Source organism: Arthrobacter sp. zg-Y40 (assembly GCF_020731535.1).
Lineage (GTDB): Bacteria > Actinomycetota > Actinomycetes > Actinomycetales > Micrococcaceae > Arthrobacter_B.
The window spans coordinates 1-26,380 of sequence record NZ_JAJFZS010000014.1 but is presented as its reverse complement, the minus strand read 5'-3'; the positions used below and the strand labels follow the sequence as shown (position 1 = coordinate 26,380).

20 protein-coding genes are annotated in these 26,380 nt (G+C 66.2%); 14 read left to right on the top strand and 6 right to left on the bottom strand.

Annotated features, from left to right (window positions below; translation table 11 throughout):
- Positions 1–73: 73 nt before the first annotated feature.
- Entirely contained in the window at positions 74–1,216 is a 1,143-nt protein-coding gene (locus LJ754_RS13995; RefSeq protein WP_227913318.1) for a DNA polymerase III subunit delta', read from the bottom strand.
- On the bottom strand, positions 1,213–1,860 hold the full coding sequence (gene tmk, locus LJ754_RS13990) for a dTMP kinase (RefSeq protein WP_227927047.1): 648 nt from the start codon (positions 1,858–1,860) through the stop codon (positions 1,213–1,215). Before tmk ends, LJ754_RS13995 begins: the two co-directional genes overlap by 4 nt.
- Positions 1,861–1,957: 97 nt before the next feature.
- Here tmk and LJ754_RS13985 point away from each other — a divergent pair, with 97 nt between their 5' ends.
- Positions 1,958–3,103, top strand: a complete 1,146-nt coding sequence (locus tag LJ754_RS13985) for a trans-sulfuration enzyme family protein (protein WP_227927046.1) — start codon at positions 1,958–1,960, stop codon at positions 3,101–3,103.
- Between the two features lie 18 nt (positions 3,104–3,121).
- The gene (locus LJ754_RS13980) at positions 3,122–3,442 is read left to right on the top strand and encodes a DUF2516 family protein (protein WP_227927238.1); all 321 of its coding nucleotides are present in this window, start codon (positions 3,122–3,124) and stop codon (positions 3,440–3,442) included.
- Positions 3,443–3,479: 37 nt separating this feature from the next.
- Here the strand turns inward: LJ754_RS13980 and LJ754_RS13975 are convergent, their stop codons facing one another.
- Positions 3,480–4,250 (bottom strand): class I SAM-dependent methyltransferase, encoded by a 771-nt coding sequence (locus LJ754_RS13975; protein WP_227927237.1) that lies wholly within the window; start codon positions 4,248–4,250, stop codon positions 3,480–3,482.
- 161 nt (positions 4,251–4,411) lie between these two features.
- Here LJ754_RS13975 and LJ754_RS13970 point away from each other — a divergent pair, with 161 nt between their 5' ends.
- On the top strand, positions 4,412–5,164 hold the full coding sequence (locus LJ754_RS13970; protein ID WP_227913321.1) for a phosphoglyceromutase: 753 nt from the start codon (positions 4,412–4,414) through the stop codon (positions 5,162–5,164).
- Positions 5,165–5,270: 106 nt separating this feature from the next.
- Here LJ754_RS13970 and phoU read toward each other — a convergent pair whose 3' ends face one another.
- Complete coding sequence (phoU, locus tag LJ754_RS13965; protein WP_227927045.1) at positions 5,271–5,933, bottom strand: phosphate signaling complex protein PhoU; 663 nt, start codon at positions 5,931–5,933, stop codon at positions 5,271–5,273.
- Between the two features lie 185 nt (positions 5,934–6,118).
- Here phoU and LJ754_RS13960 point away from each other — a divergent pair, with 185 nt between their 5' ends.
- The gene (locus LJ754_RS13960) at positions 6,119–7,279 is read left to right on the top strand and encodes a sensor histidine kinase (RefSeq protein WP_227913323.1); all 1,161 of its coding nucleotides are present in this window, start codon (positions 6,119–6,121) and stop codon (positions 7,277–7,279) included.
- Positions 7,276–7,956 carry a response regulator transcription factor gene (locus LJ754_RS13955; RefSeq protein WP_227913324.1) on the top strand — a complete coding sequence of 227 codons (681 nt, stop codon included), beginning with the start codon at positions 7,276–7,278 and terminating at the stop codon, positions 7,954–7,956. The genes LJ754_RS13960 and LJ754_RS13955 overlap by 4 nt, the downstream gene beginning before the upstream one ends.
- A gap of 87 nt (positions 7,957–8,043) precedes the next feature.
- Here LJ754_RS13955 and LJ754_RS13950 read toward each other — a convergent pair whose 3' ends face one another.
- Complete coding sequence (locus LJ754_RS13950) at positions 8,044–8,628, bottom strand: hypothetical protein (protein ID WP_227927044.1); 585 nt, start codon at positions 8,626–8,628, stop codon at positions 8,044–8,046.
- Positions 8,629–8,873: 245 nt separating this feature from the next.
- Between LJ754_RS13950 and LJ754_RS13945 the strand changes: the two genes are divergently transcribed.
- The 6 genes from LJ754_RS13945 to glgX all read left to right on the top strand — a co-directional run bounded on the left by LJ754_RS13945 (position 8,874) and on the right by glgX (position 15,463).
- Positions 8,874–9,356, top strand: a complete 483-nt coding sequence (locus LJ754_RS13945; protein WP_227913326.1) for a CarD family transcriptional regulator — start codon at positions 8,874–8,876, stop codon at positions 9,354–9,356.
- An 87-nt stretch (positions 9,357–9,443) separates the two neighbouring features.
- Positions 9,444–10,220: a 2-C-methyl-D-erythritol 4-phosphate cytidylyltransferase gene (ispD, locus tag LJ754_RS13940; RefSeq protein WP_227927043.1), complete on the top strand. Its 777-nt coding sequence runs from the start codon at positions 9,444–9,446 to the stop codon at positions 10,218–10,220.
- A 1-nt stretch (position 10,221) separates the two neighbouring features.
- Positions 10,222–10,710: a 2-C-methyl-D-erythritol 2,4-cyclodiphosphate synthase gene (ispF, locus tag LJ754_RS13935; RefSeq protein WP_227927042.1), complete on the top strand. Its 489-nt coding sequence runs from the start codon at positions 10,222–10,224 to the stop codon at positions 10,708–10,710.
- Between the two features lie 52 nt (positions 10,711–10,762).
- Positions 10,763–12,193 (top strand): cysteine--tRNA ligase, encoded by a 1,431-nt coding sequence (cysS, locus tag LJ754_RS13930; protein ID WP_227913329.1) that lies wholly within the window; start codon positions 10,763–10,765, stop codon positions 12,191–12,193.
- A gap of 95 nt (positions 12,194–12,288) precedes the next feature.
- Positions 12,289–13,278 carry a 23S rRNA (guanosine(2251)-2'-O)-methyltransferase RlmB gene (gene rlmB, locus LJ754_RS13925; RefSeq protein WP_227913330.1) on the top strand — a complete coding sequence of 330 codons (990 nt, stop codon included), beginning with the start codon at positions 12,289–12,291 and terminating at the stop codon, positions 13,276–13,278.
- Positions 13,279–13,312: 34 nt separating this feature from the next.
- On the top strand, positions 13,313–15,463 hold the full coding sequence (gene glgX / locus LJ754_RS13920; protein WP_227927041.1) for a glycogen debranching protein GlgX: 2,151 nt from the start codon (positions 13,313–13,315) through the stop codon (positions 15,461–15,463).
- Between the two features lie 50 nt (positions 15,464–15,513).
- On the opposite strand, the gene glgP is transcribed toward glgX, so the two are convergent.
- Positions 15,514–18,141 carry an alpha-glucan family phosphorylase gene (glgP, locus tag LJ754_RS13915; RefSeq protein ID WP_227927040.1) on the bottom strand — a complete coding sequence of 876 codons (2,628 nt, stop codon included), beginning with the start codon at positions 18,139–18,141 and terminating at the stop codon, positions 15,514–15,516.
- A gap of 171 nt (positions 18,142–18,312) precedes the next feature.
- Between glgP and LJ754_RS13910 the strand changes: the two genes are divergently transcribed.
- From LJ754_RS13910 to glgB, 3 genes are read left to right on the top strand one after another with little or no spacing between them, the layout of a single operon-like run.
- Positions 18,313–20,364, top strand: a complete 2,052-nt coding sequence (locus LJ754_RS13910) for an alpha-1,4-glucan--maltose-1-phosphate maltosyltransferase (protein ID WP_227927039.1) — start codon at positions 18,313–18,315, stop codon at positions 20,362–20,364.
- Positions 20,364–22,133: a maltose alpha-D-glucosyltransferase gene (gene treS, locus LJ754_RS13905; protein ID WP_227913333.1), complete on the top strand. Its 1,770-nt coding sequence runs from the start codon at positions 20,364–20,366 to the stop codon at positions 22,131–22,133. Before LJ754_RS13910 ends, treS begins: the two co-directional genes overlap by 1 nt.
- Positions 22,130–25,894 (top strand): 1,4-alpha-glucan branching protein GlgB, encoded by a 3,765-nt coding sequence (glgB, locus tag LJ754_RS13900; RefSeq protein ID WP_227927038.1) that lies wholly within the window; start codon positions 22,130–22,132, stop codon positions 25,892–25,894. The genes treS and glgB overlap by 4 nt, the downstream gene beginning before the upstream one ends.
- The last annotated feature ends 486 nt before the right edge of the window (positions 25,895–26,380 follow it).

The following is a 26,380-nucleotide window of genomic DNA, read 5'->3' as shown; positions in this document are numbered from 1 at the left end:
TTACTCCTGGTGCGGCTCGGCCTGCGGCGTCCGAAGGCTGGCGGAAGAGGGCGGGAAGGTCCTGCTGTGGACATTACAGCAGGCTCACGGTCATCGCCTCGATGGCCAGCAGCGGCGCCACATTGGTGGTCACCAGGCGGCGGCGGACGGTGTTGATCTCTTCCATCCGCATCAGGGTCTGCTCCGGGGACCCGTAGGCGGCGAACTCGTCCAGCTCGCGGCGCATCGCCTCGTTCACCAGCGGTCCGCGGCTGCCGATCTGGATCATCAGCACATCGCGGTAGAAGGACAGCAGGTCCGTCAGCGCCCGGTCGAAGTAGTCGTTCTTGGACCGTTTCGCGCGGCGCACCTGGTCCTCTTCCAGCCGCTTCACCTGGCTGCGCAGCGACGGCGGCAGGGTCCCGCCCTCGGGTGCGCCCAGGGAGGCAAGCAGGGCCTGCTTCTCTGCAGCGTCACGTTCTTCGAAGGAACTGGCGGCTTCCGCCTCGGCCAGGGACACCAGGTCAGCGGCCGCCTTCATGGCTCCGGAGACATTCCGCAGCGACAGCGGCAGCCGCACAATGCTCTCCCGGCGGCTGCGGGCACCTTCGTCCGTGGCCAGGCGCTTGGCCACACCGACATGGCTCTGCGCGGCGCGGGCGGCGTTCATGGCGACCTCCGGGGCGATCCCGTCGCGGCGGATCAGCAGCTGCGCGACATCTTCCACCGGGGGCAGCCGCAGGCCTACCGGGCGGCACCGGGAGCGGATGGTTACCAGGACATCTCCGGGGCTGGGGGCGCACAGCAGCCAGATGGTGCGCGGCGGCGGCTCCTCGATGGCTTTGAGCAGCACGTTGGTGCTGCGTTCCTGCATCCGGTCCGCGTCTTCCACGATGATGACCCGCCAGCGGCCGGTGGACGGCTTGTCCTGGGCCTTGCGCACCAGGTCACGCGCCTCGTCAATGCTGATGGTGACTTTCTCCGTGGTCACGGACGTGACGTCGGCATGGGACCCGGCCAGTACGGTCACGCATGCCTTGCACTTTCCGCATCCGCGCAGGGAAAGGTCTTCCTGCTCACAGACCAGGGCGGCGGCGAAGGCGCGGGCGGCATTGGAGCGGCCGGAACCGGGCGGGCCGGTGAACAGCCAGGCGTGGTTCGGGCGGGGTTCGGCGGCGCCTCGGCGCAGCTGCTCCACCACCGGGTCCTGCCCCTGCAGGTCATCCCACACACTCACGGCAGCAGCTTTTCCACACGGCGGAGTATGGCCTCGGCCAGTTCGTCCCTGGGGCGGCCGGCGTCGAGCACCAGGTACCGGCCCGGCTCGGCCTGCGCGGTTTCCAGGAAGGCGCGGCGGATCTGCAGGTGGAAGGCGTCCGGCTCGGACTCGAGCCGGTCTTCGGTGCCCTGCCCCGCCGTCCGCCGGTCCCGCCCGCGTTCGGGTTCGACGTCGAGCAGGACGGTCAGGTCCGGTTCCAGCCCGCCGGTGGCCCAGTTGTTCAGGCTGCGCACGGTGTCGGTGCCCAGCCCCCGGCCGGCGCCCTGGTAGGCCACCGAGCTGTCAATGTACCGGTCGCACACCACCACGGTTCCGGCGGCCAGCGCGGGGGCAATCACCTGCTGCACATGGGCGGCCCGGGAGGCGGCGAAGATGAGCGCTTCGGTGCGGGCGTCGATTTCTCCGTTGCCGTGCTCCAGGACCAGTGTGCGCAACGCCTCGCCCACCGGGGTGCCGCCGGGTTCGCGGGTACGCAGGACAGAGTGCCCGGCGCGTTCCAGGGCCTCGGTCAGCCGCTGCGCCTGCGTGGACTTCCCGGCGCCGTCTCCGCCCTCCATGGCAATGAACAGGCCGCGGGTTTCGGGGAGATTAGAATTGCTCACCCGCCTAGCCTACCTAGTCCGGCTGGGAGCCCATGCAGCACTTTCGCACCGCATCCGGTAGGCGGAGGGGACGCTCCGCCGGACTAGGCTGATCCCTATGAGCCCCTCCTCCCCGCACGGACCAGCTGTTTCCCCCGATACCCTCGTTGTCTCGGCCGGCCGGCCGGTGCGAGAGCACGATGCGCCGGTGAACCCGCCCATCGTGCTCTCGTCCACCTACTTCGGCACCGGCAGCCCCGTTCCGGGCGAGCGCGGGTACGGCCGGTATTCCAACCCGACCTGGGACCCGTTCGAAGAGGCGCTGGGCGAACTGGAGGGTGCCGCCCTGCCCGCCCTGGTCTACGGGTCCGGCCTGGCTGCGGTGATGGCCGCCCTGTCCCTGGTTCCGGCAGGCGGGGTGGTGGTGATGCCCCGGCACAGCTACCAGGGTTCGCTGTTGCTGGCAGCCGAGGAAGCCGCGAACGGCCGCTTCTCGGTGCGGACCGTGGACATAGCCGACACCCGGGAGGTGATTGCGCAGCTCGACGGCGCCGCCATGCTGTGGATCGAAAGCCCCACCAACCCCATGCTCGAAGTCGCCGACATTCCGGTGCTGGCCGCAGCGGCCCGCGACGCCGGGGTGCTGGTGGTTGCCGACAACACCTTCGCCACGCCTCTGGTGACCCGCCCGCTCCTGCTGGGCGCCGACGTCGTGGTCCACTCCGTGACCAAGTACTTGGCCGGGCACTCCGACGTGGTCCTGGGCGCTGCGGCCACCTCCGATCCCGGGCTCCGGGACCAGCTGCTTCGATACCGGTCCCTGCACGGCGCCGTCGCCGGACCGTTCGAAGTGTGGCTGGCCCTGCGCGGGCTGCGCACGCTGGCACTGCGGATCGAGCGCTCGCAGGCCACCGCCATGGAACTGGCCCGGCGGCTGCGGGAGGCGCCGCAGGTGGAGAAGGTCCGCTACCCGGGACTGCCGGAAGACCCGGGGTACGCCCGGGCCCAGGCACAGATGAACGGATTCGGGTCCGTGCTGTGCATCGAGGTCGCCGGCGGCGCGGCGGCTGCGGAGAAGGTGACCGAATCGGTACGGCTGTGGCTGCCGGCCACGTCCCTGGGCGGGGTCGAGTCGCTGATTGAGCGGCGGCGCCGCCAGCCCGGCGAACCGCACACGGTTCCCGAAGGCCTGCTGCGGCTTTCCACCGGCATCGAAAACCCCGGGGACCTCTGGAACGACCTGCAACAGGCACTTACGCGGTAGGCTAGCGCTGTGGCCCTCATGTACCTGATCCAGTACTACCTCTACCTCGCGCTCGGCGTCGTCGCGCTCGCCATTGAGCTGTGGGCGTTCCTGGACTGCGTCCGGCGCAAGCCCGCAGACTTTGAACGGGCCTACAAGCGCACCAAGGGATTCTGGCTTGGCCTGACCGGCGGAGCAAGTGCCGTTGGGGTCATCGCGGTTGCCGTGCCGTCCCTGAGCCTGCTGCTGTTCCAGCTGGCCGCGGTTATTGCCGCTTCCGTGTATCTGGCCGACGTGAAGCCCGCCATCGGCAGCTCCCGCGGCAGGGGAGGCAACCAGGGACCCTACGGCCCCTGGTAAACAACCGGCCCCGGGCAACACCGGGCAACACCGGGCACTAAGCGGGCCGGACGGCGTCCCACGCCACAGTGATTTCGCCCAGGCGCCACCGGGACGGACCAGTGAGCAGCGGTGCGCCGCCAGCCTTCAATGCTGCGCACATGCTGAGCCAGCGCTGCCGGTTCCCGTAGGACGCCATCGGTGCGGCTTCCTCCCATGCCCGGTCCATTGACTGCAGGAAAGCATGGATCCGTTCACCGGGAACGTTGCGGTGGATCAGTGCCTTGGGCAGGCGCTCAGCCACGTCGGAGGGCCGCTCGAAGGCGCCGAACCGCAGCGAAATGCTCAGCGAAACCGGCCCCCCGGCATCAAGTTCCACCCAGGTGGCCCGGCGGCCTATCTCGTCGCAGGTGCCGTCAATGAAAATGCCGCCGGGCGCCAGGCGGGAGCACACCATGTCCCAGTACTGCGCATAGTCCTCTTCCGCATACTGGCGCAGCACGTTGAACGCCCGGACCATCACCGGCCGGCGTCCGTCCACGGGCAGCTCGAACCCGCCCTGCCGGAAGCTCAGCCCCTCCCGTTCCAGCGGTTTGGCGGCCAGCACGCGGGCAGGATCGATTTCGATGCCCATCACCTCGACGTCGGCACGGATGCGGCCGAGCCGGCCATGCAGCTCGACGGCGGTGGTGGGTGCGGCACCGTATCCCAGATCCACGATCAGGGGGTCCGCGGCCTGGCGCAGCCGCCACCTGGCAGGCCCCGCAAGCCACCGGTCCACCCGCCTGAGCCGGTTGGGGTTTGTAGTGCCCCTGGTCACATTTCCCACGGGTTTCTGGGCTTTTTGCACCAGATAATGCTAGCCCTACAGCGGGTGCGTCCTGGACGCGGTTGCGGGCGGCAGGGGCGGCTTGGAATCCTCGGGGCAGCGTGGGGTCCGTGCAGGTGCCGCCCTCCCTGACAGGTGTGCTCTCCGATACCATGGCTTATATGACCTACAAACTGATCCTTCTGCGCCACGGGCAGAGTGAATGGAATGAAAAAAACCTCTTCACGGGCTGGGTGGACGTGGATCTGACGGACCTCGGCCGCGCGGAGGCCATCCGCGGCGGTGAGCTGCTGGTTGAGAACAACATCCTCCCGGACATCCTCTACACGTCCCGGCTCCAGCGGGCCATCAACACCGCCAACCTGGCCCTTGGCACCGCCGACCGCATCTGGATCGACGTCAAGCGCAGCTGGCGCCTGAACGAACGCCACTACGGTGCGCTGCAGGGCAAGGACAAGGCCCAGACCCTGGCCGAGTACGGCGAGGAGCAGTTCATGCTCTGGCGCCGTTCCTACGACACGCCCCCGCCGCCCCTGCCGGACGACAGCGAATTCTCCCAGGCCCACGATCCGCGCTACGCGGACCTGAGTTCGGACGTGCTGCCCCGCACCGAGTGCCTCAAGGACGTGCTGGACCGCTTCCTTCCGTACTGGGAGTCGGACATCTCCAAGGACATCCGCACGGGCAAGACCGTGATGATCGCCGCACACGGCAACTCGCTGCGGGCCCTGGTCAAGCACCTGGACGGCATCAGTGACGCCGATATTGCCGCAGTGAACATTCCCACCGGCATCCCGCTGGTGTACGAACTGGATGAAAACCTCAAGCCGGTGAAGGCCGGCGGCACCTACCTCGACCCCGAGGCCGCCGCCGAGTCCATCAAGGCCGTGGCCAACCAGGGCAAAAAGAAGTAGGACTTTCGCAGGTATTGCCCGGCAGCGCTCGGGCAGTGCCGGCAAACAAACAGCAAGGGCGGTCCCGCGGGGCCGCCCTTGCTGTGTCCGGAGCTTGATGCCGGTGCTAGACGCCGCTTTCGGACAGCGGCTGCCATTCTCCCGTCACCAGGTAGTTGACCTTGCGGGTCACCGAGACGCCGTGGTCGGCAAACCGTTCAAAGTAGCGGCTGGCCAGGGTGAGGTCCACCGTGCTGACCGCGGGTACATTCCAGTCGGCGGAGGCGATGGCCTTGAAGACCCCTGCATGCAGCTCGTTGATCCGCGTGTTGGCGGCGTAGATGTCCTTGCTCAGTTCCAAGTTGCGGGTTTCCAGCAAATCGGTGAGCCGTTCGGAAATGCGGATGTCCAGCCGGGCCATTTCCCGGAACGTTTCCACCATCGTCTCCGGCACCACGTTGGCCGGGTAACGCAGCCGGGCCAGCTGGGCCACGTGCCGTGCAAGGTCGCCCATCCGCTCCAGCGACGCACTCATACGCAGCGAGCCCACAATCATCCGCAGGTCACTGGCAACGGGACCCTGCAGGGCCAGGACGTCGATGGCCCGCTCGTCCAGGTCGTTCTGCAGGAAATCGATGCGTGCGTCGGCGGCAATGACATCCTGCGCCAGTTCAATATCGGCGCCCTCGAAGGCAAGCGTGGCTTTCTGCATCGCCTCCGTCACAAGCTGCGATATCTGGGTCAGTTCTTCACCGATCTGGTGAAGTTCGGCCTGGAAAACCTTGCGCACTGAAGCGTCCTCTCGAAAGCGGTGGTTTCTGCGAAAAAATGCGGGGGCGGTACGGCCACGCCGCTCCTGCAGGATGTCAGCCCGGGGTTAACCGCACGGACCCCTTAGATGAACGTTAGTTTAACTAATCGGCCAAAGCCATCAGGAATCGTTCCGGCCGGGAATCGCGTGCCTAAGCTAGGAAGGTGAATCCTGTACTGCTGGCGCTGCTGGCCGGAGCGCTCGGCCTGGCCGTTGGTGCCTTCGGTGTCCTCGCCTACGAAGTGAGCCAGCGCAAGCGCCGGGAATTGGCCGATGTTTCGGAACCCACGGTGCCCGAGGGCGCGGCGGAGGTCCTGGGCGTCATCGGACGTGCCTATATCGTGGCCGACGCCGTCGACGGTGTGGTCCGGGCCAGTCCCGGTGCTTACGCTTTCGGCCTGGTGCGCGGGCACACCATGGTCAACGACAGCCTGCTGGCCATGTGCGCCCGGGTTCGGCGTGACGGCGTCATCGAGGAGGCGCGGCTGGAACTGCCCCGCGGCCCGCTGGGGGAAGGGGCGCTGATCCTGCAGGTGCGCGTTGCCACTGTGGGGGAGGAATATGTCCTGATCCTCGCTGACGACCGCACCGAAATCACCCGCACGGAGGAAGTGCGCAATGATTTCGTCGCCAACGTCTCGCACGAGTTGAAGACCCCGGTGGGTGCCATCTCGCTGCTGTCTGAAGCGCTCGACGACGCCGCGGGAGACGAGGAAGCGGTCCGCCGGTTCGCAGGGCGGATGCACCGCGAGTCCAGCCGCCTGACCGCCCTGGTGCAGGACATCATTGAGTTGTCCCGGCTGCAGAGCACCGACATTGTGGACCGGGCGAAACCGGTGGACGTGAACCGCGTCCTGGAAGACGCCGTCGAAGCGAACCGGTCCAACGCGGAGAACAAGAACATTGAGGTGGTCCTGGGTGGGAAGTCCGACGCCGCCGTTTTCGGCGATGCCCAAATGCTCACCACTGCGTTCCGGAACCTGATCGACAACGCCATCCGGTATTCTCCCGAGGGCAGCCGGGTGGGAATAGGCCTGCAGTCCCGGGCCGGGATGGCCCAAGTGGCGGTCACCGACCAGGGTGCCGGTATTGCTCCGGAGGAACAGGAACGGATATTCGAACGGTTCTACCGCATTGACGCCGCGCGTTCCCGCCATACCGGCGGCACCGGGCTCGGCCTGAGCATCGTCAAGCACGTGGTGGCCAACCACGGCGGCGAGGTGGACCTGTGGTCCAGGCTCGGGCACGGATCAACCTTTACCGTGCGGCTTCCGGAAATGGACATAGCCGATACAAATGAATCGAAGCAGGGAGCAACCGCTTGACCCGGATCTTGATTGTCGAAGACGAGGAGTCCTTCAGCGACCCCCTCTCCTATCTGCTGAAGCGGGAGGGATTCGACGTTGATGTGGTGGACAACGGGACGGACGCCATCGCCGTCTATGAACAGTCCGGCGCGGACCTGCTCCTGCTGGACCTGATGCTGCCGGGGCTTTCCGGCACCGAGGTCTGCCGCCGGATCCGCCAGCGTTCCGACGTGCCGGTGATTATGCTGACCGCCCGTGATTCGGAGATTGACAAGGTGGTGGGACTTGAGATCGGTGCGGATGACTACGTAACCAAGCCTTATTCCTCCCGTGAACTGCTGGCCCGGGTCCGGGCCGTCCTGCGCCGGCGCGGTGAGGCTGCCGATTCAGGCGGCGCGGCACTGGAGGCAGGACCGGTTCGGATGGATATTGACCGGCATGTGGTGCAGGTCAACGGTGCCGGTGTGCAGCTGCCGCTGAAGGAGTTCGAGCTGTTGGAATTGCTGCTGCGAAACTCCGGCAGGGTGCTGACCCGCGGGCAGCTGATCGAGCGGGTGTGGGGAGCCGATTACGTGGGCGACACCAAAACCCTGGACGTACATGTGAAGAGGCTGCGGGCCAAGATCGAGGATGACTCCTCGGCGCCGCGGCACCTGGTGACCGTCCGCGGGCTGGGCTACAAGTTCGAGGCCTGAACCCGCGTTCGAACCGGCACCGACGCGCGGGAAACAACGAAGGGGGCCGGTGCCGAAGCGCCGGCCCCCTTCGGGGAATGGAATGTCCTAGCCGTTGGAGGGGCTGGTCGGTGCCGTTCCCGTCTCGCTGTTGGTATCTGTGCCTGCGTCGGTGGCCTCGTCCGAGGGAACCACGGAGGGTGACTCCGACGGCGTGGGGGAGGGCAGGTACTGCTGGTAGAACGGCTGGTCGCCGTTGACCACGGGAATGTTCAGGCCGGTCTTCTCAGCGCCCATCTGCAGCTGGGCGTCGATGCCGTCACCGGCGGGAACTTCGACGGCACTGACGGTCACTCGCTCGGGGGATTCCTCCTCGAAAACGACCTTGTCTCCGGCCGGAAGGTTCCACGTCAGCGTGGAGCCGCCCACGGCAAGCGTGAAGGACTGGGAGTTCGAGGAATCGTTCAGGACGGTGCCGATCAGCCGGCCCGGATCACCGTTGCCGTTGCTGACCACCAACAGGTTGCGCAACTGCAGGTCGCCCACGTTCTCGACAATGCCGTCCGAGGGGGAGTACTCGCGGGTGGTTGCCTGTTCGTTCACAGCGCTGCAACCTGCCGTGCCCAGCATGCCCAGCGCGATGACGCCGGCCGCAGCGGCGCGGCGGACCCGGTTCTTGGGTGTGAATCTCACAGCACAAACTCCTGAAGTATTACGGTCTACGGACCTGAGGCTATCTTTGGTGCCTAGCCTATCGGCTAAACGGGGAAAAACTGGATTCCGAGGTCGGTTCCGGAGGGTGCGGCAGGCGCATCAAACTACCTGCAAGAGGCGGAATACTACCCACCCGGGACGCCAAGAGGTACCTGACCTGCGAAAACTCTACTCGGCGTGTCGCATCTCTGGTAAACTGAGGGCCGGGAAAGGGGAAAGACCACATGGTTTTTGAGGTTGGCGAAACAGTTGTTTACCCTCACCACGGTGCCGCGAAGATCGAAGAGATCAAGATGCGAACCATCAAGGGCGAAGAGAAAATGTATCTCAAGCTTAAGGTGGCCCAGGGTGATCTGACCATTGAAGTACCGGCTGAGAACGTCGACCTCGTTGGGGTGCGCGATGTAGTGGGCAAGGAAGGCTTGGAGCACGTCTTTGACGTACTGCGGGCCGAGCTCACTGAAGAGCCCACTAACTGGTCGCGCCGGTACAAGGCAAACCTGGAAAAGCTCGCGTCAGGTGATGTTGTCAAGGTAGCGGAGGTCGTCCGCGATCTCTGGCGCCGGGACCATGACCGCGGGCTGTCTGCAGGCGAGAAGCGAATGCTCGCCAAGGCACGCCAGATTCTTATTTCGGAACTGGCACTTGCTGAAAAAACGGATGAAGACCAGGCGGCAGTTGTGCTTGACGAGGTACTCGCAAGCTAGGCTACCGATTCATTTTCCTGCAATTGCCGGTCCTTCGGGGCCGGCAATTGTTGTTTTCCGGCCGTTTTCCGCCGCTAAGGTGGAACGGTGTCCCCATCATTTTCCTCCCCACGGCGCATCGGCGTTGTTGTTGTAGCCGGCGGTTCCGGCCAGCGCCTGGGCTACGGCATCCCCAAGGCAGCTGTTCCGCTCGCCGGTGAGCCGATGCTCGCCCACACCCTTCGTGCAGTATCTGCCGCAGGCATCGCCTCCGCGGTTGTGGTTGCCGTGCCTGCCGGCGACTACGTGATGCGCGGCATCTGCGCCGCCCCCGAGTTCACCGCCCCCGGATGCCCGGACCTCCGGGCCGTCGACGGCGGAGCCAGCCGGCCCGAATCGGTGCGTGCCGCGCTGGCCGTGCTGCCGCAGGACCTAGACGCCGTCCTGGTCCACGATGCCGCCCGGGCGCTGACACCTCCGGAGGTTTTCCTGCGGGTAGCTGCCGCACTGGCGGACGGCGCGCAGGCAGTCATCCCCGCTGTGCCCGTGGTGGACACCATCAAGGACACCGAGCCCGTCCAGCCGGCTGCCGGCGCGGGGGCCGCCCGCCGCGTCACCGGTACCCCGGACCGCTCCCGGCTGCGCGCCGTCCAGACACCGCAGGGTTTCGAGGCCGCCCTGCTCCGCAGGGCCCACGACGCCGCACTGTCCTTCGACGAGGCGCAGGCTGCCTCCGTGACGGACGACGCCATGCTGGCCGAATCCCTGGGTGTCGAGGTCTACGTGGTCGAAGGATCCCAACTGTCCCTGAAAATCACCACCCCGCTGGACATGGTGCTCGCAGAAGCGATCCTTTCCGGCGGCTACCGGCATCCGGAGAACTGACATGAGCATGCCCCGCACTGGAATTGGCGTGGATGTCCACGCCTTCACCCCCGAATCCGCGCCCCGGCCGCTGTGGGTTGCGGGCCTGCACTGGGAGGATGAACGCGGCCTGGCCGGCCACTCCGACGGCGATCCGGTGGCGCACGCCGCAGCGGACGCGCTGTTCTCCGCTGCCGGCCTGGGTGACCTGGGCACGCATTTCGGCACCGATCGCCCCGAATATGCCGGCGCCGCGGGTGTGGTGCTGCTCCGCGAGGCGGCGCGGATCGTGCGCGAGGCCGGGTTCGAGATCGGCAACATCGCCGTGCAGTTGATCGGCAACCGCCCCAAGTTCAGCCCCCGCAGGGCCGAAGCCGAAGCGGTCCTCAGTACGGCGGCCGGTGCACCCGTCAGCGTCTCCGCCACCACCACCGACGGACTGGGTTTCACCGGCCGGGGCGAGGGAATCGCCGCCGTGGCCACCGCCGTCGTCGCCTCCGCAACCCGCTGACCCCCAGCGAATCCGGGAACCGGGCACGGGCGGTTTCGGCTAGCCTAGAGCAGTGAGCTTGAGATTCTATGACACGGCGACAGCGCAGGTCCGGGACTTCGTTCCCCTGGTGGAGGGAAAGGCCAGCCTCTACTACTGCGGTGCCACCGTGCAGGGACTCCCGCACGTAGGGCACATCCGTTCCGCCATCGCCTTTGACCAGCTCACCCGCTGGCTGCGGTACCGCGGCCTGCAGGTCACCGTGGTGCGCAATGTGACGGATATTGACGACAAGATCCTGGCCAAGGCCGCCGATTCCGTCGGCGCGGACCCGGCCCCCGGCGTGGTGCCGGACGAGCCGTGGTGGGCGCTGGCGTACCGCTTCGAGCAGGAATTCGCCCGGGCCTATGACACCCTCGGCGTGCAGCGGCCCACCTATGAACCGCGCGCCACCGGGCACATCCCGGAAATGCACGCCCTGATCGCCACGCTGATCGAGCGCGGCCACGCCTACCCGGCACTGGATGACTCCGGTGACGTGTACTTCGACGTGCGCTCCTGGGAAAAATACGGGTCCCTGACCCACCAGAGCATCGAGGACATGCAGGCCGCGCCCGACGCCGGTCCCCGCGGCAAGCGCGACCCCCGGGACTTCGCGCTGTGGAAGGGGCATAAAGAGGGTGAGCCGGACACGGCCGCATGGGACAGCCCGTGGGGCCGCGGCCGGCCCGGCTGGCACCTGGAGTGCTCTGCCATGGTCACCAAATACCTCGGCACCGAGTTCGACATCCACGGCGGCGGACTGGACCTGCGGTTCCCGCACCACGAAAACGAGATGGCCCAGTCCCAGGCCGCGGGCCACGGCTTCGCCAACTTCTGGATGCACAACGGCATGGTCACCTTCGAGGGCGAAAAGATGTCCAAATCCATCGGCAACACCGTCAGCCCGGCTCAAATGCTGGAGGCGGCCAGCCCGCGGGTGGTCCGCTACTACCTCGGCCAGGCCCACTACCGTTCCGTGCTGGACTACCGGCCCACCTCCCTGCAGGAGGCCGCTGCCGCCGTCGAGCGCATCGACGGGTTTATCGCCAAGGCATCCGCCAAGGCATCCGCGGCTGATGCCGGGCCACAGGCCGTTCCCGAGGCGTTCGCTGCGGCAATGGATGATGACTTGAACGTGCCGCAGGCCCTGGCCGTGCTGCATGAGACGGTGCGCGCCGGGAACACGGCGCTGGCCGAAAACGACGCCGACGCTGCCGGGCAGGCGCTCCGCGCCGTCCTGGCGATGACGTCCGTCCTCGGACTGGACGATGCCCGTGAGGCCGAGTCGTCGTCGCCCGCCGACGCCGCCCTGGACGCCCTGGTGCAGGACCGCCTGGCCGAGCGGCGGCAGGCCCGGGCGGAGAAGGACTGGGCCCGCGCCGACGCGATCCGTGACGCGCTGGCCGCGGTGGGCATCACTGTGGAGGACACTGCCGACGGCGCGTCCTGGAGCTTCGCCTGAGCCGAACCCCCGGACCCGGGAGCGGGTGTCCTGCAGCCCGGCCGGACACTGCGTAAACTGAAAGGGAATGCTTTCTTCTAGTAAAGGTGTAACCGATGGCCAACAATGGACGTCCCGGCGCAATGCGCAAAGCCAAGAAGGGCCCCAGCGGCGGTACCGGCGGGCTCGGCCGCAAGGCCCTCGAGGGCAAGGGCCCCACACCCAAGGCTGAAGACCGCCCCTACCACAAGGCGTTCAAGAACAAGCAGCTCTCCGAGCGCTCCGCTGCCAAGCGCGGCGACTCCCGCGCCGGCGGCCGCAGCGGCACCAACGTCCGCGGCAAGGTCGCCGAAGAGGTCGTCACCGGCCGCAACTCCGTGGTGGAAGCCCTGCGTGCCGGCATCCCCGCCAAGGCCCTCCACGTTGCCGTCCGCATCGACATGGACGACCGTGTCCGCGAATCCCTGAAAATGGCCGCCGAACGCGGCCTGCCGGTGATGGAAACGCACAAGCCGGAACTGGACCGCATGACCAACGAGGCCGTGCACCAGGGCCTGGTCCTGCAGATCCCGCCGTACGAATACGCTGATCCCACGGACCTTGCCTCCGAAACCATCGAGGCTTGGAAGAAGGGGCACATCCGCAACGCGCCGCTCTTCGTGGCCCTGGACGGAATCACGGATCCCCGCAACCTCGGCGCGATCATCCGCTCCGCTTCCGCCTTCAGCGCGCACGGCGTGATCGTGCCCGAGCGGCGTGCCGTGGGGGTCACCGCGTCGGCCTGGAAGACCAGTGCCGGTGCTGCCGTCCGCGTTCCCGTGGCCCGCGCAGGCAATCTGAACAACACCCTGAAGACGTTCAAGAAGATGGGCATCTTTGTCCTCGGACTGGACGGCGACGGCGACGTGTCACTGCCGTCGATCGTGCTGGCCAAGGAACCGATCTGCATTGTGGTCGGCTCCGAAGGCAAGGGCCTCTCCCGCCTGGTCCGCGAGAACTGCGACCAGATCGTATCCATTCCGATCGATTCCGCCATGGAGTCGCTCAACGCCTCCATGGCTGTGGGCATTACCCTGTACGAAATTTCCCGGCAGCGCTCCGCCTAGTCCTCAGGTTCCGCCTCCGGCAGCAAAGGGCACCATGGCACACGTGATTACCGGCACCACCGCGGGCAGCGCACCGAAGCGGGACTCGCGGCCCCTTCCGCTGGGCCTCCGGCACGCGGTGCCCGGTGTGCCGGAGGTGCCCGGAACCGTCAACGTGTCCGTTTACGCTCCGGGCGTGCCCGCGCTGGACATTTACTACGAGACGGCGCCGGGCAGCTGGAAATCGGCGCCGCTCACGGACACGGTGCTGGGCATCCACCACGGCCGGGTCCTCGGGCTGCGGCCGGGCAGCCGGTACGGTTTCTGGCCGCGGGGTGCGGACCTTCCCGCGGAGCCGGGAGGGTTCCAGCTGCTGCTGGATCCCTACGGCCGCGGCATAGAGGAAGCAGACAGTGGCTCCGACCCCGTCTATTTCTCCGTTTACACTGGCTCCGCTTTCGACTGGGGTGATTCAACGCGGCCGTACACCCCGTGGCGGGACACGGTCATATACGAGGCCCATGTCCGCGGCCAGACCATGCTGCATCCCGGAATCCCCGAAGAGCTCCGCGGAACCTACGCCGGCATGGGGCACCCGGTGATGGTCCAGTACCTCCAGGACCTGGGCATCACCGCCGTGGAACTGCTGCCGGTGCACTTCCACGCCGATGAGCTGCACCTGCAGGAGCTGGGTTTGACCAACTACTGGGGGTACAACACTCTCGGTTTCTTCGCCCCGCATGCCGGGTACGCCACGGAGGCTGCCCGCCGGGCCGGTGCCCAGGCCGTGCAGGACGAGGTCAAGGCAATGGTCAAGGCCCTGCACGAAGCCGGCATCGAGGTCCTGCTGGACGTGGTCTACAACCACACCGCCGAGGGCAAGGCCGAACGGCCGGCCTTGAGTTGGCGGGGCCTGGGGGATGAAACCTACTACCGGCACGGTCCCGACGGCGGATACGTGGACACCACCGGCTGCGGCAACACGCTGGATTTCAGCGAGCCCCGTGTGGTCCAGCTGGCCCTGGATTCGCTGCGCCACTGGGTGCAGGAATACCGGGTGGACGGTTTCCGCTTCGACTTGGCACCTACGCTGTGCCGCGACGGTGACGGAAAGTTCAACCCGCGGCACCCCTTCCTGGTGGCGGTGGCGGCGGATGCCGTGCTGCAGGACGTAAAACTCATTTCCGAACCGTGGGACGTGGGCCCGGACGGATGGCAGACCGGCCGCTTCCCGCAGGGCTGGGCGGATTGGAACGACCATTTCCGCGACATCGCCCGGGATTTCTGGCTCCGGGACCAGGCGGCGCTGGCCGCCGGCGGCGAAGGCGGTTCCATGGGCCGGCTGGCCGGTGCGCTGGCCGGCTCTTCTGAACTGTTTGCCGGGTCCGGCCGCACCCCGCTGGCGTCCATCAACTTCATCACCGCCCACGACGGCTTCACCCTTGCCGACCTGACCACCTTCGAGCGCAAGCACAATGAGGCCAACGGGGAAGAAAACCGGGACGGGACCGGCGAGAACCGCAGCTACAACCACGGCGTCGAAGGGCCCACCGACGACGAGCGGATCAACGCGGGCCGCGCCCGCACCGCCCGGAATCTGATGGCCACGCTGACCCTGTCCCTGGGCGTTCCCATGCTGACTGCCGGCGACGAGACCGGACGCAGCCAGCGCGGCAACAACAACGCCTACTGCCAGGACAATGAGCTCTCCTGGCTGCACTGGGACTTCGACGACTCCGCCCGGCGGATGTTCTCGACCACCCGCACGCTCCTGCGCCTGCGCCGCGAATACCTGGCCAGGCAGCCGTACCACTTCCCGGCGGACCCGCGGCAGTCCTTCCTGCTCTGGTTCGACCAGGACGGCTTACCCATGACCCCCGAACGCTGGAATGACCCGCGCACCCGGCTGGTGCAGGTTTTGATCGGGTCCGGCGACGGGGCGCTGAACGGGTCGGTGGTGCTCAACGGCGGGCTGCACGACGTCGGGATCCGGCTGCCGGACGCCGAAGCCCTGTCAGCGGCGCGCAGGGACGCCGGCATCAGCCAGGACGCGGGAGCAGGACCCGACGGTACGGACCTGGGGTACGAACTGGTGTTTTCCACCGCCGATGTCCCGGGCGAGGCAAACCGGCACGGTGTCCGTCTGCCGGCCGGGGAGACGGACACTGTGCCCGCGAATTCCATCAGCCTCTACCGCGCCGCCTAGCCGGTCATGGACGGGCCGCGCCGGTACGGTACCCATCCGTGCAACACCGGCTAAGAGGCGTTGGCCACCAGCCCCAGCTCGGCCTTGGACGCCAGGCCTGAATGGGTCGGGAGCACCCGAACGGTGTAGCCGAACGGTCCGGCCTGCTCAATCCGGATGGTGCCCTTGAACATGTGCCGTCCCGAGCCCAGGTCCTCCTCCGGAGACAGTTCCTGGAGCCGGTGTCCGCTCAGGCGGTCATTTTCGGTGACCATGCCGTAGGCCACTTCCACGCTGACATCCTCGGGCCGGAGCGAACCCAGGGAGACGTAGGCCTGTACGGTCAGGCTGTCGCCGATCTGCGGGTTCTCACTGACACCCACCGAATCCACGTGCTCCACCTGCACGGTGGACCAGCCGTCCCGGACCCGGGTGATCCACAGGGCCAGTTCCTTGGCGGCGGAGTATCCCTCCGCCGTCATGGCCCGCCCCGACGAGCTTGCCGGCCGGTACAGCCGGTTCACATAGTCCTTGAGCATCCGCGAGGCGGAGACGTTCGGGCCCAGGTCCGCGAGGGTGTGCTTGACCATTTCCAGCCACTCGTGCGGCAGGGAATCGGCGGGCGGTTCGGAAGGGCCGGCCGCGCCCGCATCTGCGGGGGGCTCGGCACCGTAGAACATGGGTGCCACCGAGTTCTCCAGGAGGTCATACAGTGCTGCCGCCTCGATGTCGTCGCGCTGGTCCGCGCTGTACACCTCCCGGGTGCGGGTGCCTTTGCTGGGGTTGGCGGAGGGAATGGCCCAGCCGTTGTTGCCGTCGTACATTTCATCCCACCAGCCATCAAGGATGGACAGGTTCAGGCCGCCGTTGATGGCCGACTTCATGCCGGACGTTCCAGATGCCTCCAACGGCCGCAGCGGGTTGTTCAGCCACACGTCGCAGCCGGGGAACAGGGTCCGTGCCATGGCAATGTCGTAATTGGGCAGGAACACAATCCGGTGACGCACCGCCGGGTCGTCCGTGAAACGCACCAGGTCCTGGATCATCTTTTTGCCCTGCTCATCGGCGGGATGGGATTTGCCCGCCACCACCACCTGGATGGGCCTGGTCGGATGCAGCAGCAGTGCCTTCAGCCGGTCCGGGTCCCGCAGCATCAGGGTCAGCCGCTTATAGGTGGGCACGCGTCGCGCAAAGCCGATGGTCAGCACGCCCGGGTCCAGGACGTGCTCGCTCCAGCCCAGTTCCGCGTCCGAAGCCCCCCGCTTGCGCCAGGCGTTCTTGACCCGCTGCCGCACGTCCTGCACCAGGTTGCTGCGCAGCTTCCGCCGCAGGTCCCACAGGTCCTTGTCGTCGATCTCGTATGCCCGGCCCCAGTCGCGGTCGTGGACGGTGGACACACCGAACTTTTCGCTGGCCAGGGCCGTCACCTCCGGGTCAATCCAGGTGGGGACGTGCACGCCGTTGGTGACCGAGGTGATGGGCACCTCGGAGACGTCGAAGCCGGGCCAGAGGCCGGAGAACATTTCCCGGGACACTTCTCCGTGCAGTTTCGCCACGCCGTTGGCCCGCTGCGCCAGCCGCAGGCCCATCACGGCCATGTTGAACTTGGACGGGTCGCCGCCCTCATAGTTCTCCGCGCCGAGCGCCAGGATCCGGTCCATGGGGACCGACTGGGCCAGCCCGGCACTGAAGAAATGGCGGATCTGGGCCTGCTCGAACCGGTCAATGCCGGCCGGCACCGGGGTGTGGGTCGTGAAGACCGTGGAAGCGCGGGCAACGGTCAGTGCTTCCTCCCAGGTCATGCCCTCATCCATCAGCTCCCGGATCCGTTCCACGCCCTGGAACCCGGCGTGGCCCTCGTTGCTGTGGAAGACCTCAGCCGCGGGAGCATGGGTCAGCCGCTGGAACACACGCAGCGCCTTGGCCCCGCCCATGCCCAGCAGCAGTTCCTGCTGCAGGCGGTGGTCTCCGCCGCCGCCGTAGAGCCGGTCGGTGATGCCGCGGGCGGCGTCGTCGTTGCCGATGACGTCGGAGTCCAGCAGCAGCAGCGGAACCCGCCCGACGTCGGCGCGCCAGATCTGTGCCGTCAGCTGCCGGTTGTCCGGAAGCGGAAGGGCGATTTTGGCCGGGCTGCCGTCCTCCTCCCGTAGCAGGGTCAGCGGCAGGCCGTTGGGATCCAGCACGGGGTAGGTTTCGAGCTGCCAGCCGTCCCGGGACAGCGCCTGCTTGAAGTAGCCGGCCTTGTAGAGCAGCCCGACGGCTATCAGCGGCACACCCAGGTCCGAGGCGGCCTTCAAATGATCGCCGGCCAGGATGCCCAGGCCGCCGGAGTACTGCGGCAGCACGGCGCTGATGCCGTACTCAGGGGAGAAGTAGGCAATGGACTGCGGAGCGTCCTCGCCCAGTCCCTGGTACCAGCGCGGTTCATGGAGGTATTTGTCGAGGTCTTCGCCCAGGTCCTGGATGACGGAGACCAGATGCTCATCCTGGGCAATGCGCTCAAGCTTGTCCCGGCTTACGGTGCCCAGCAGCTTCACCGGATCGCCGCCGCTGGTACGCCAGGCTTCGGGGTCCAGGCTCTCGAACAGCCGGAGCGTGGGCTGGTGCCAGGACCAGCGCAAATTCCAGGCCAGCCGCCCGAGGGGCTCAATGCTGGGAGGTAGGACAGTGCGGACGGTAAATCTGCGGATTGCCTTCACCCCGGTTAGGCTAGCGCACTTCGCGGCGGCATAAACCGGAATAACTGACAAAAGCAACGGAATTTCCCGCAGGCCTTGAAAAGCAGGTGAAACCCGGGCCCACCTGCGGCGATTCCCGCAAAAAGTACGTTGCCTTAGCATTCTGCCCAAAATCTCGCTAACGTCTAGTCTGTGACCACATCCAGCGCATTGACACCAGAAGACCTGCCGCCCAAGGACCTCCGGTTTGGCCGGATACCCATTACCAATGTGTCCCCCGTGGTTGAGTACGGCCGTTTCCCCGCCAAAGCCGTTCCGGGCGAGGACCTGGTCATCGGTGCCACCGTATTCCGCGAAGGCCATGACCTCGTGGGTGCCAGCGCTGTGCTGTACGACCCCCAGGGCAACGTGGCCGCCCGGAACCGGATGCACCCGGTCGGCCTGGGCCTGGACCGCTGGGAAGGAATGCTTCGCCCCGCAGACACCGGGCGCTGGAGTTTCGCCGTGGAGGGTTGGGCCGACCTCTACGCCACCTGGCACCACAACGCGGAAGTGAAGATCGCCGCCGGCGTCGACGTCGAGCTGATGCTTACCGAAGGCCACCACCTGTTCGCAGCCGCCGCAGCGGAGCGCACCGGGTCCGACGCAGACGTCCTGCGGTCCGCTGCGGCAGCGCTCGCCGATACCGGACTGCCCGTCGAGGAGCGCCTGGCCGCCGCTGCCACCTCCGCAGTGACCGAAGTGCTGGACCGCGATCCCATCCGCGACCTGATCACCAGCTCTGACCGGTTCCCGATCCTGGTGGAGCGCGAGCTTGCCGGCCGGGGCGCCTGGTACGAATTCTTCCCCCGCTCCGAAGGCGCGGTCCTTGATCCGGCCACACGGGAGTGGACTTCGGGAACCTTCCGCACGGCCGCCCGCAGCCTGCAGCGCGTGGCGGACATGCAGTTCGACGTCATCTACCTGCCGCCGGTGCACCCGATCGGCACCAGCCACCGCAAGGGCCCGAACAACACGCTGGTCGCCGGCCCGCAGGATCCCGGATCGCCCTGGGCCATCGGCGCGGCCGAAGGCGGCCACGACGCCATCCACCCGGACCTGGGCACCTTCGAAGATTTTGATGCCTTCGTGGACACCGCCCGCGGGCTTGGGCTGGAAGTGGCCATCGACCTCGCCCTCCAAGCTTCCCCCGACCATCCCTGGGTGCAGAGCCACCCGGAATGGTTCACCACCCGCGTGGACGGCTCCATTGCCTACGCGGAGAACCCGCCGAAGAAGTACCAGGACATTTATCCCCTGAACTTCGACAATGACTACGAGGGCCTGGCGCAGGAGATCCTGCGCATCGTGCGCCTGTGGATCAGCCACGGCGTGCGGATCTTCCGCGTGGACAACCCGCACACCAAGCCGCTGCGCTTCTGGGAATGGCTGATCAGCACGGTCAATGACGAGTTCCCGGACGTCATTTTCCTGGCCGAGGCCTTCACCCGCCCGCCCATGATGCATGCCCTGGCCAAAGCCGGGTTCCAGCAGTCCTACAGCTACTTCACCTGGCGGAACTCCCGCAAGGAGATCGAGGACTACTTCACCGAGGTCTCCCACGACTCGGCGGCGTTCTTCCGTCCGAACTTCTTCGTCAACACCCCCGACATCCTCACCGAGTTCCTGCAGTACGGAGGGCCCGGCGCCTTCAAGATCCGTGCGGTGCTGGCGTCCACCGGCAGCCCGCTGTGGGGCGTCTACGCCGGCTACGAACTCTTTGAACATGTGGCCCGGCCCGGGGCCGAGGAGTACATCGACAACGAAAAGTTCGAGTACAAGCAGCGTGACTTCGCTGCCGCCGAAGCAGAGGGCCGCAGCTTGGCTCCCTACATCACCCGGCTGAACGAGATCCGCCGCAGCCATCCCGCCCTGGGCGACCTGGAGAACCTCACGGTCCACTCCAGCACCGATGAGGCGACAGTGGTCTACTCCAAGCACAAGCAGGTCCGGCCCGGTGATCCGTCCAGCAGCGACACGTTGATTATCGTGGTCAATGTGGACCCCCACAGCGCCCGCGAATCCACGGTCAGCCTCGACCTCGATGCCCTTCACCTGACCCCTGCGGACTTCAATGAAGACGGCACCTTCTGGGTGGATGACCTCATCAGCGGCCAGAGCTGGCGCTGGGGAGCCCACAACTACGTCCGACTTGACGCCCATTTTGAACCCGCGCACATCCTGTCCGTTCGGAGGAACTCCTAGTGCCCAACCCGTTTCAACTGCACGCACCCGGCTTGACCAATGATCCGCATTGGTACCGCAAGGCCGTTTTTTATGAAGTACTTGTCCGCGGGTTCGCGGACGCGAACGGGGACGGATCAGGTGACTTCAGCGGCCTGATCGAAAAACTCGACTACCTGCAGTGGCTGGGCATCGACTGCCTCTGGCTGCCGCCGTTCTTCAAGTCGCCCCTGCGTGACGGCGGCTATGACATCTCCGATTACTACGACGTCCTGGACGAGTTCGGCACCATCAGCGATTTCAAGCGCCTGGTGGCCGAAGCGCATGCGCGCGGACTCCGCGTCATCATCGACCTGCCGCTGAACCACACCTCCGACAAGCACCCCTGGTTCGAGGAGTCCCGCAATGATCCGGACGGCCCCTACGGCGACTTCTACGTCTGGTCGGACACGGATGAGAAGTACGAAGACGCCCGGATCATCTTCGTGGACACCGAGGAATCGAACTGGACCTTCGACCCGGTCCGCCGGCAGTTCTTCTGGCACCGGTTCTTCAGCCACCAGCCGGACCTGAACTTCGAGAACCCCAAGGTTGTCGAGGCGATCTTCGACGTCGTCCGGTTCTGGCTGGACCAGGGCATCGACGGGTTCCGTGCGGATGCCATCCCGTACCTGTTCGAAGAAGACGGCACGAACTGCGAGAACCTGCCCGCCACGCACCGGTTCCTCAAGGACCTGCGGACCATGGTGGATGAAAACTATCCGGGCCGGGTCATCATCGCCGAAGCCAACCAGATGCCGCACGAAGTGGTGGAGTACTTCGGCGACGAGACCGGCGACGAATGCCACATGTGCTTCCACTTCCCGATCATGCCGCGGCTGTTCTACGCGCTGCGGGACCAGAAGGCAGCCCCCATCATCCAGACCATGGAGGAAACCCCGGCCATCCCGCCGGGCGCACAGTGGGGGACCTTCCTGCGCAACCATGACGAGCTGACCCTGGAAATGGTGACCAATGAGGAACGCCAGGCCATGCTCGGCTGGTACGCCCCGGATTCGCGGATGCGGGCCAACATCGGCATCCGGCGCCGGCTGGCTCCGCTGCTGGACAACTCCCGTTCCGAAATCGAACTGATCCACGCGATGCTGCTGGCCCTGCCGGGCAGCCCGTTCCTGTACTACGGGGACGAGCTGGGCATGGGCGACAACATCTGGCTCGAAGACCGGGACTCCTCGCGCACGCCCATGCAGTGGAACCCGGACCGCAACGCCGGGTTCTCCACGGCTGATCCGGGAAAGCTGTACCTGCCCGTGGTCCAGTCGCTGGTCTACCACTACAACCACGTCAACGTGGAGGCGCAGCTGGCCAGCTCCAGCTCCCTGCTGCACTGGATCCGGCAGATGATCATGGTCCGCCGGGCCCACCCCGCCTTCGGGCTGGGGTCCTACCGGAACGTGCCCACGGACGCAGAGGCAGCCCTGGCCTTCGTGCGTGAGCTTCCGGACAACAACCCGGAAGGAGAGCCGGGGGAGACGATGCTGTGCATCTTCAACCTGTCCCAGCACCCTATTTCCGCGTCCATGAAGCTGCCTGAATTTGCCAACCGCGGCCTGCGCGATGCCTTCGGCGGCACTCTCTTCCCCACCATTGGGGATGACGGGGCGCTGACCCTGACCCTGGGCAGCCATGACTTCTACTGGCTGCGCCTGCGGTCGGTGAAATCCGACACCTCTTCGCCGCAGACCGAAGCTATTCCCATGATTCCAATCTCGGAGGCCGCACGGCGATGACCCAGCTGAACCCGTCCCTGCCCGAAATCCTGACGTCCTGGCTGCCCGGCCAGCGATGGTTCCCGGCCAAGGGCCGGGATGTGCTGCTGGAACGGGTCGGCGGCCTCCGCCTCGAGGATCCCGACGGCGAGGTGGGCATGGAAGTGCACCTCATCGCCGTCGTCTCCGGCGACCGCCGGGATGTGATCAGCGTGCCGGTGAGCTACCGGTCAAACGCTGCGCCCGAACTCGAAGCGTCCCTGCTGGGACGGGCGCACCACGAGGAACTGGGGGAGCGGTGGCTGTACGACGCCACCGCCGACCCGGTGTTCGTCACAGCCTGGCTTGAACTCATGCGGGCCCAGGCATCATCCCTGGACGGCCACACCCACGGTTTTGCCCAGGACGGCTTCGAGGACTGGGAGCCGTTTGTGGAACCGCTGCCCACCAAGCTGCTTAAGGGTGAACAGTCCAACACTTCGGTGGTCGTGCAGGCTCCCGAGGCACCGTTGATCGTCAAGTTCTACCGCGTTGTGGCCGCCGGCGTCAGCCCCGACGTCGAGGTCAGCGCCCGGTTGACCGAGGTCGGCTCGGTGGATGTGCCGGCAACGTACGGGTGGGTCACGGGCACCTGGAAGGATATTGCGGACGAAACGGGGGAAACCCTGCTGACCGGACACCTGTCCGTCCTGCGCGAATTTTTCCCCGGCAGCCAGGACGCCTGGCGGATCGCTTCCGCGGCAGCCCTTGAGGGCAGGGACTTCTCGGCAGAGGCCGAAGAGCTGGGGGCTGCCACCGGCCGGATCCACCAGCAGCTCGCGGCAGCTTTCGGCAGCCGTCCGCCGTCGGCGATTGAACGCGCAGAGTTCCTGTCCGCGCTCAGCGCCCGGATCCGGTGGGCTTGGAAAGAAGCCGGCGAAACAGTGGGTCCCTTCGCGGACGCCGTGGAGTACCTGCTGGAGCAGCTCGGAAACCTCCAGACCCTGCCCAACCTGCAGCGGATCCATGCCGATTACCACCTCGGCCAGGTGCTGCGCGCACCTGAGCGCGGCTGGATCGTCCTGGATTTCGAAGGGGAGCCGCTGCGGCCTGCCGCGGAACGCAGCGTTCCGGATGCCCCGCTGCGCGACGTCGTCGGAATGCTGCGCTCCATTGACTACGCAGCCGGCGTCGCCCTGATCGACGGCGCTGCCGGCGAAGATGCTGCCGGCGAAGAGTATGGAGCTGACGCCGTGCAGCGCAACGAGGCCGCCTACCGCTGGGCTGCGGCCGCCTCGGATGCGTTCCTGCGCGGCTACGAGAAGGAAACCGGCACCGCCATCAACCGCAGCGACCCGCTGTTCCTGGCCCTGTGGCTGGACAAGGCGCTGTACGAAGTTGTGTACGAGATTCGAAACCGTCCCCGCTGGGTCAGTGTGCCGGCTAAAGCCGTTCGGCAGATTCTGGCCCAGGCCGAGAACGCCATGCGTGCGGACGACGACAGCCAGGAAGAGAGCACCATGAATAAGCCCCGCAAGCCGCGGTCCGCAGCAGCCACCGCCGAACCCGAGGCTCCCGATGTTCCGGCTGCCGGCAACCCGGACACAGCAGCACCGGCCCCGGCGCCCGTACCCGTGACCGAAGACGTGCTGCAGGCCGTATCCGAAGGCCGCTATTACCAGCCGCACGCCGTTCTCGGTGCCCACGCAAACGAGTCCGGAACGGTGACCATCCGGACGCTGCGCCCGCTGGCGCAGGAAGTCGTTGCCGTGACGCCCGACGGGCGGCTGCCGCTTCGGCACGAGTACAACGGCATCTGGGTAGGCGCGCTTCAGGCAGGGACCCCCGGTACTGTGCCCGACTACCGGGTAGAGGTGACCTACGACGGCGTCGAACCCCAGGTGTTCGACGATCCCTACCGCTTCCTGCCCTCACTGGGGGATATGGACCTGCACCTGATTGGCGAAGGCCGGCACGAAAACCTGTGGACCGTTCTCGGCGCCAACCTGCACCACTACAACTCAGTACTCGGCGACATCCACGGCGTGAGCTTCGCCGTCTGGGCGCCGAATGCACAGGCAGTGCGCGTCAAGGGCGATTTCAACGGCTGGAACGGTGCCATTAACGCCATGCGCTCCCTCGGCGGATCCGGCGTCTGGGAGCTTTTCCTTCCCGGCGTCGAACCCGGTGCCCGCTACAAGTACGAAATCCTGGGCAGCGACGGCGTGTGGCGGGAAAAGGCCGACCCCATGGCCAAGGGCACCGAGGTGCCGCCCCTGACCGGATCCCGCGTGGTCGAGTCCACCTACACGTTTGAGGACGCCGAGTGGATGGAAGCGCGTGCAGCACGCGATCCGCACAACTCGCCCATGAGTGTGTACGAAGTGCACCTGGGCTCCTGGCGCCTGGGCCTGAACTACCGCGAGATGGCCGACCAGCTCGCGGAGTACGTGGCATGGCAGGGCTTCACCCACGTGGAATTCATGCCCGTGGCCGAACACCCGTTCGGCGGCTCCTGGGGCTACCAGGTCACCTCGTACTTTGCCCCCACCGCCCGTTTCGGGCATCCGGATGAGTTCCGCTACCTGGTGGACCGGCTCCACCAGGCCGGTATCGGCGTCATCCTGGACTGGGTGCCGGCACACTTCCCCAAGGACTCCTGGGCGCTGGCCAAGTTCGACGGCCAGACCCTCTACGAGCACGGCGATCCGCTGCGCGGCGAGCAGCCCGACTGGGGCACGCTGATCTTCGATTACGGACGCCGCGAAGTGCGCAACTTCCTGGTGGCCAATGCGCTTTACTGGCTCGAGGAGTTCCACATTGACGGCCTGCGCGTGGATGCCGTTGCCTCCATGCTCTACCTGGACTATTCCCGGCCTGCGGACCAGTGGCGTCCCAACGCGTTCGGCGGACGCGAAAACCTGGAAGCGATCTCCTTCCTGCAGGAGGTCAATGCAACCGCTTACAAGCGGGTTCCGGGCATCGTGATGATCGCCGAAGAGTCCACGGCTTTCCCCGGTGTCACCCGCCCCACGAGCACGGGGGGTCTCGGATTTGGGCTGAAATGGAACATGGGCTGGATGCACGACACCCTCGAGTACATGGCCGAAGACCCGATCAACCGCGTCTACCACCATGCCAAGCTCACGTTCTCGCTGGTTTACGCGTATACCGAGAACTTCCTGCTGCCCATCAGCCATGACGAAGTAGTGCACGGCAAGGGTTCGCTGCTGCGCAAGATGCCCGGTGACCGCTGGCAGCAGCTGGCCAACCTGCGCGCCTACCTGGCCTTCCAGTGGGCGCACCCCGGCAAGCAGTTGATCTTCATGGGCACGGAGTTCGGCCAGGAAGCGGAATGGTCCGAGCAGTACGGGCTGGACTGGTACCTGACGGATACCCCGCAGCATAAGGGCATCCAGCTGATGGTGAAGCAGCTCAACGAGATTTACCGCAACACCCCTGCCCTGTCCGACCGGGACAACGAGCCCGCCGGGTTCCAGTGGATCAATGAGAACGACGGGGCGCACAACGTCCTGTCCTTCATCCGATGGGATCATCAGGGCAATCCGTTGGTCTGCGTGGCGAACTTTGCCGGCGCTCCGCACGAGAACTTCCGGTTGGGGATGCCGTGGTCGGGGGAGTGGGTTGAAGCGCTCAACACCGACGCCGCCGAGTTTGGCGGCTCCGGTGTCGGCAATATGGGAGTGGTCCAGGCGGTTGAAGGGGCGTGCAACGGCCAGCCTGCCTCGGCCACCCTGACCGTCCCGCCGCTCGGTGTCCTGTACCTGATGCCCAAGCAGTAGTACTGCGCACCGGCGGTGAAACCGGTGGGATCGGTTTCTGCCTGGCATGCGTAAGCGGCCAGGCAGAAACCGTGCTAAGCTTAATTCCCGCGCTGATCGAGAGGTTCGAACGGTTGTGAGTCTGGGGGAGCACGTCTTCCCGCCGGTTCGCCGGATGGACAAACGCCGGTTTGACACTCACTCAGAAGCGCGGCTAAGATAGAAAAGTTGCTCCGGAGCGATGCAGAGCTTTGATCCTGATGGATCAGCCTGCTGGTGCCGGAAGCAGTCTGTTGTTTGAGAACTCAATAGTGTGCCAAGTTTATTGATACCAATTTATTTTAATTGGTTGAATCGACTGTTCCGCCCACCCCGTGGGCTGGAATGGTTTTTTTAGCTGGTTTCGAATTTAGTGCAGTGCCTGGCGGCCAATTTTCCTTGGCCCCGGCATTGTGTCTGTATGAACATTTACGGAGAGTTTGATCCTGGCTCAGGATGAACGCTGGC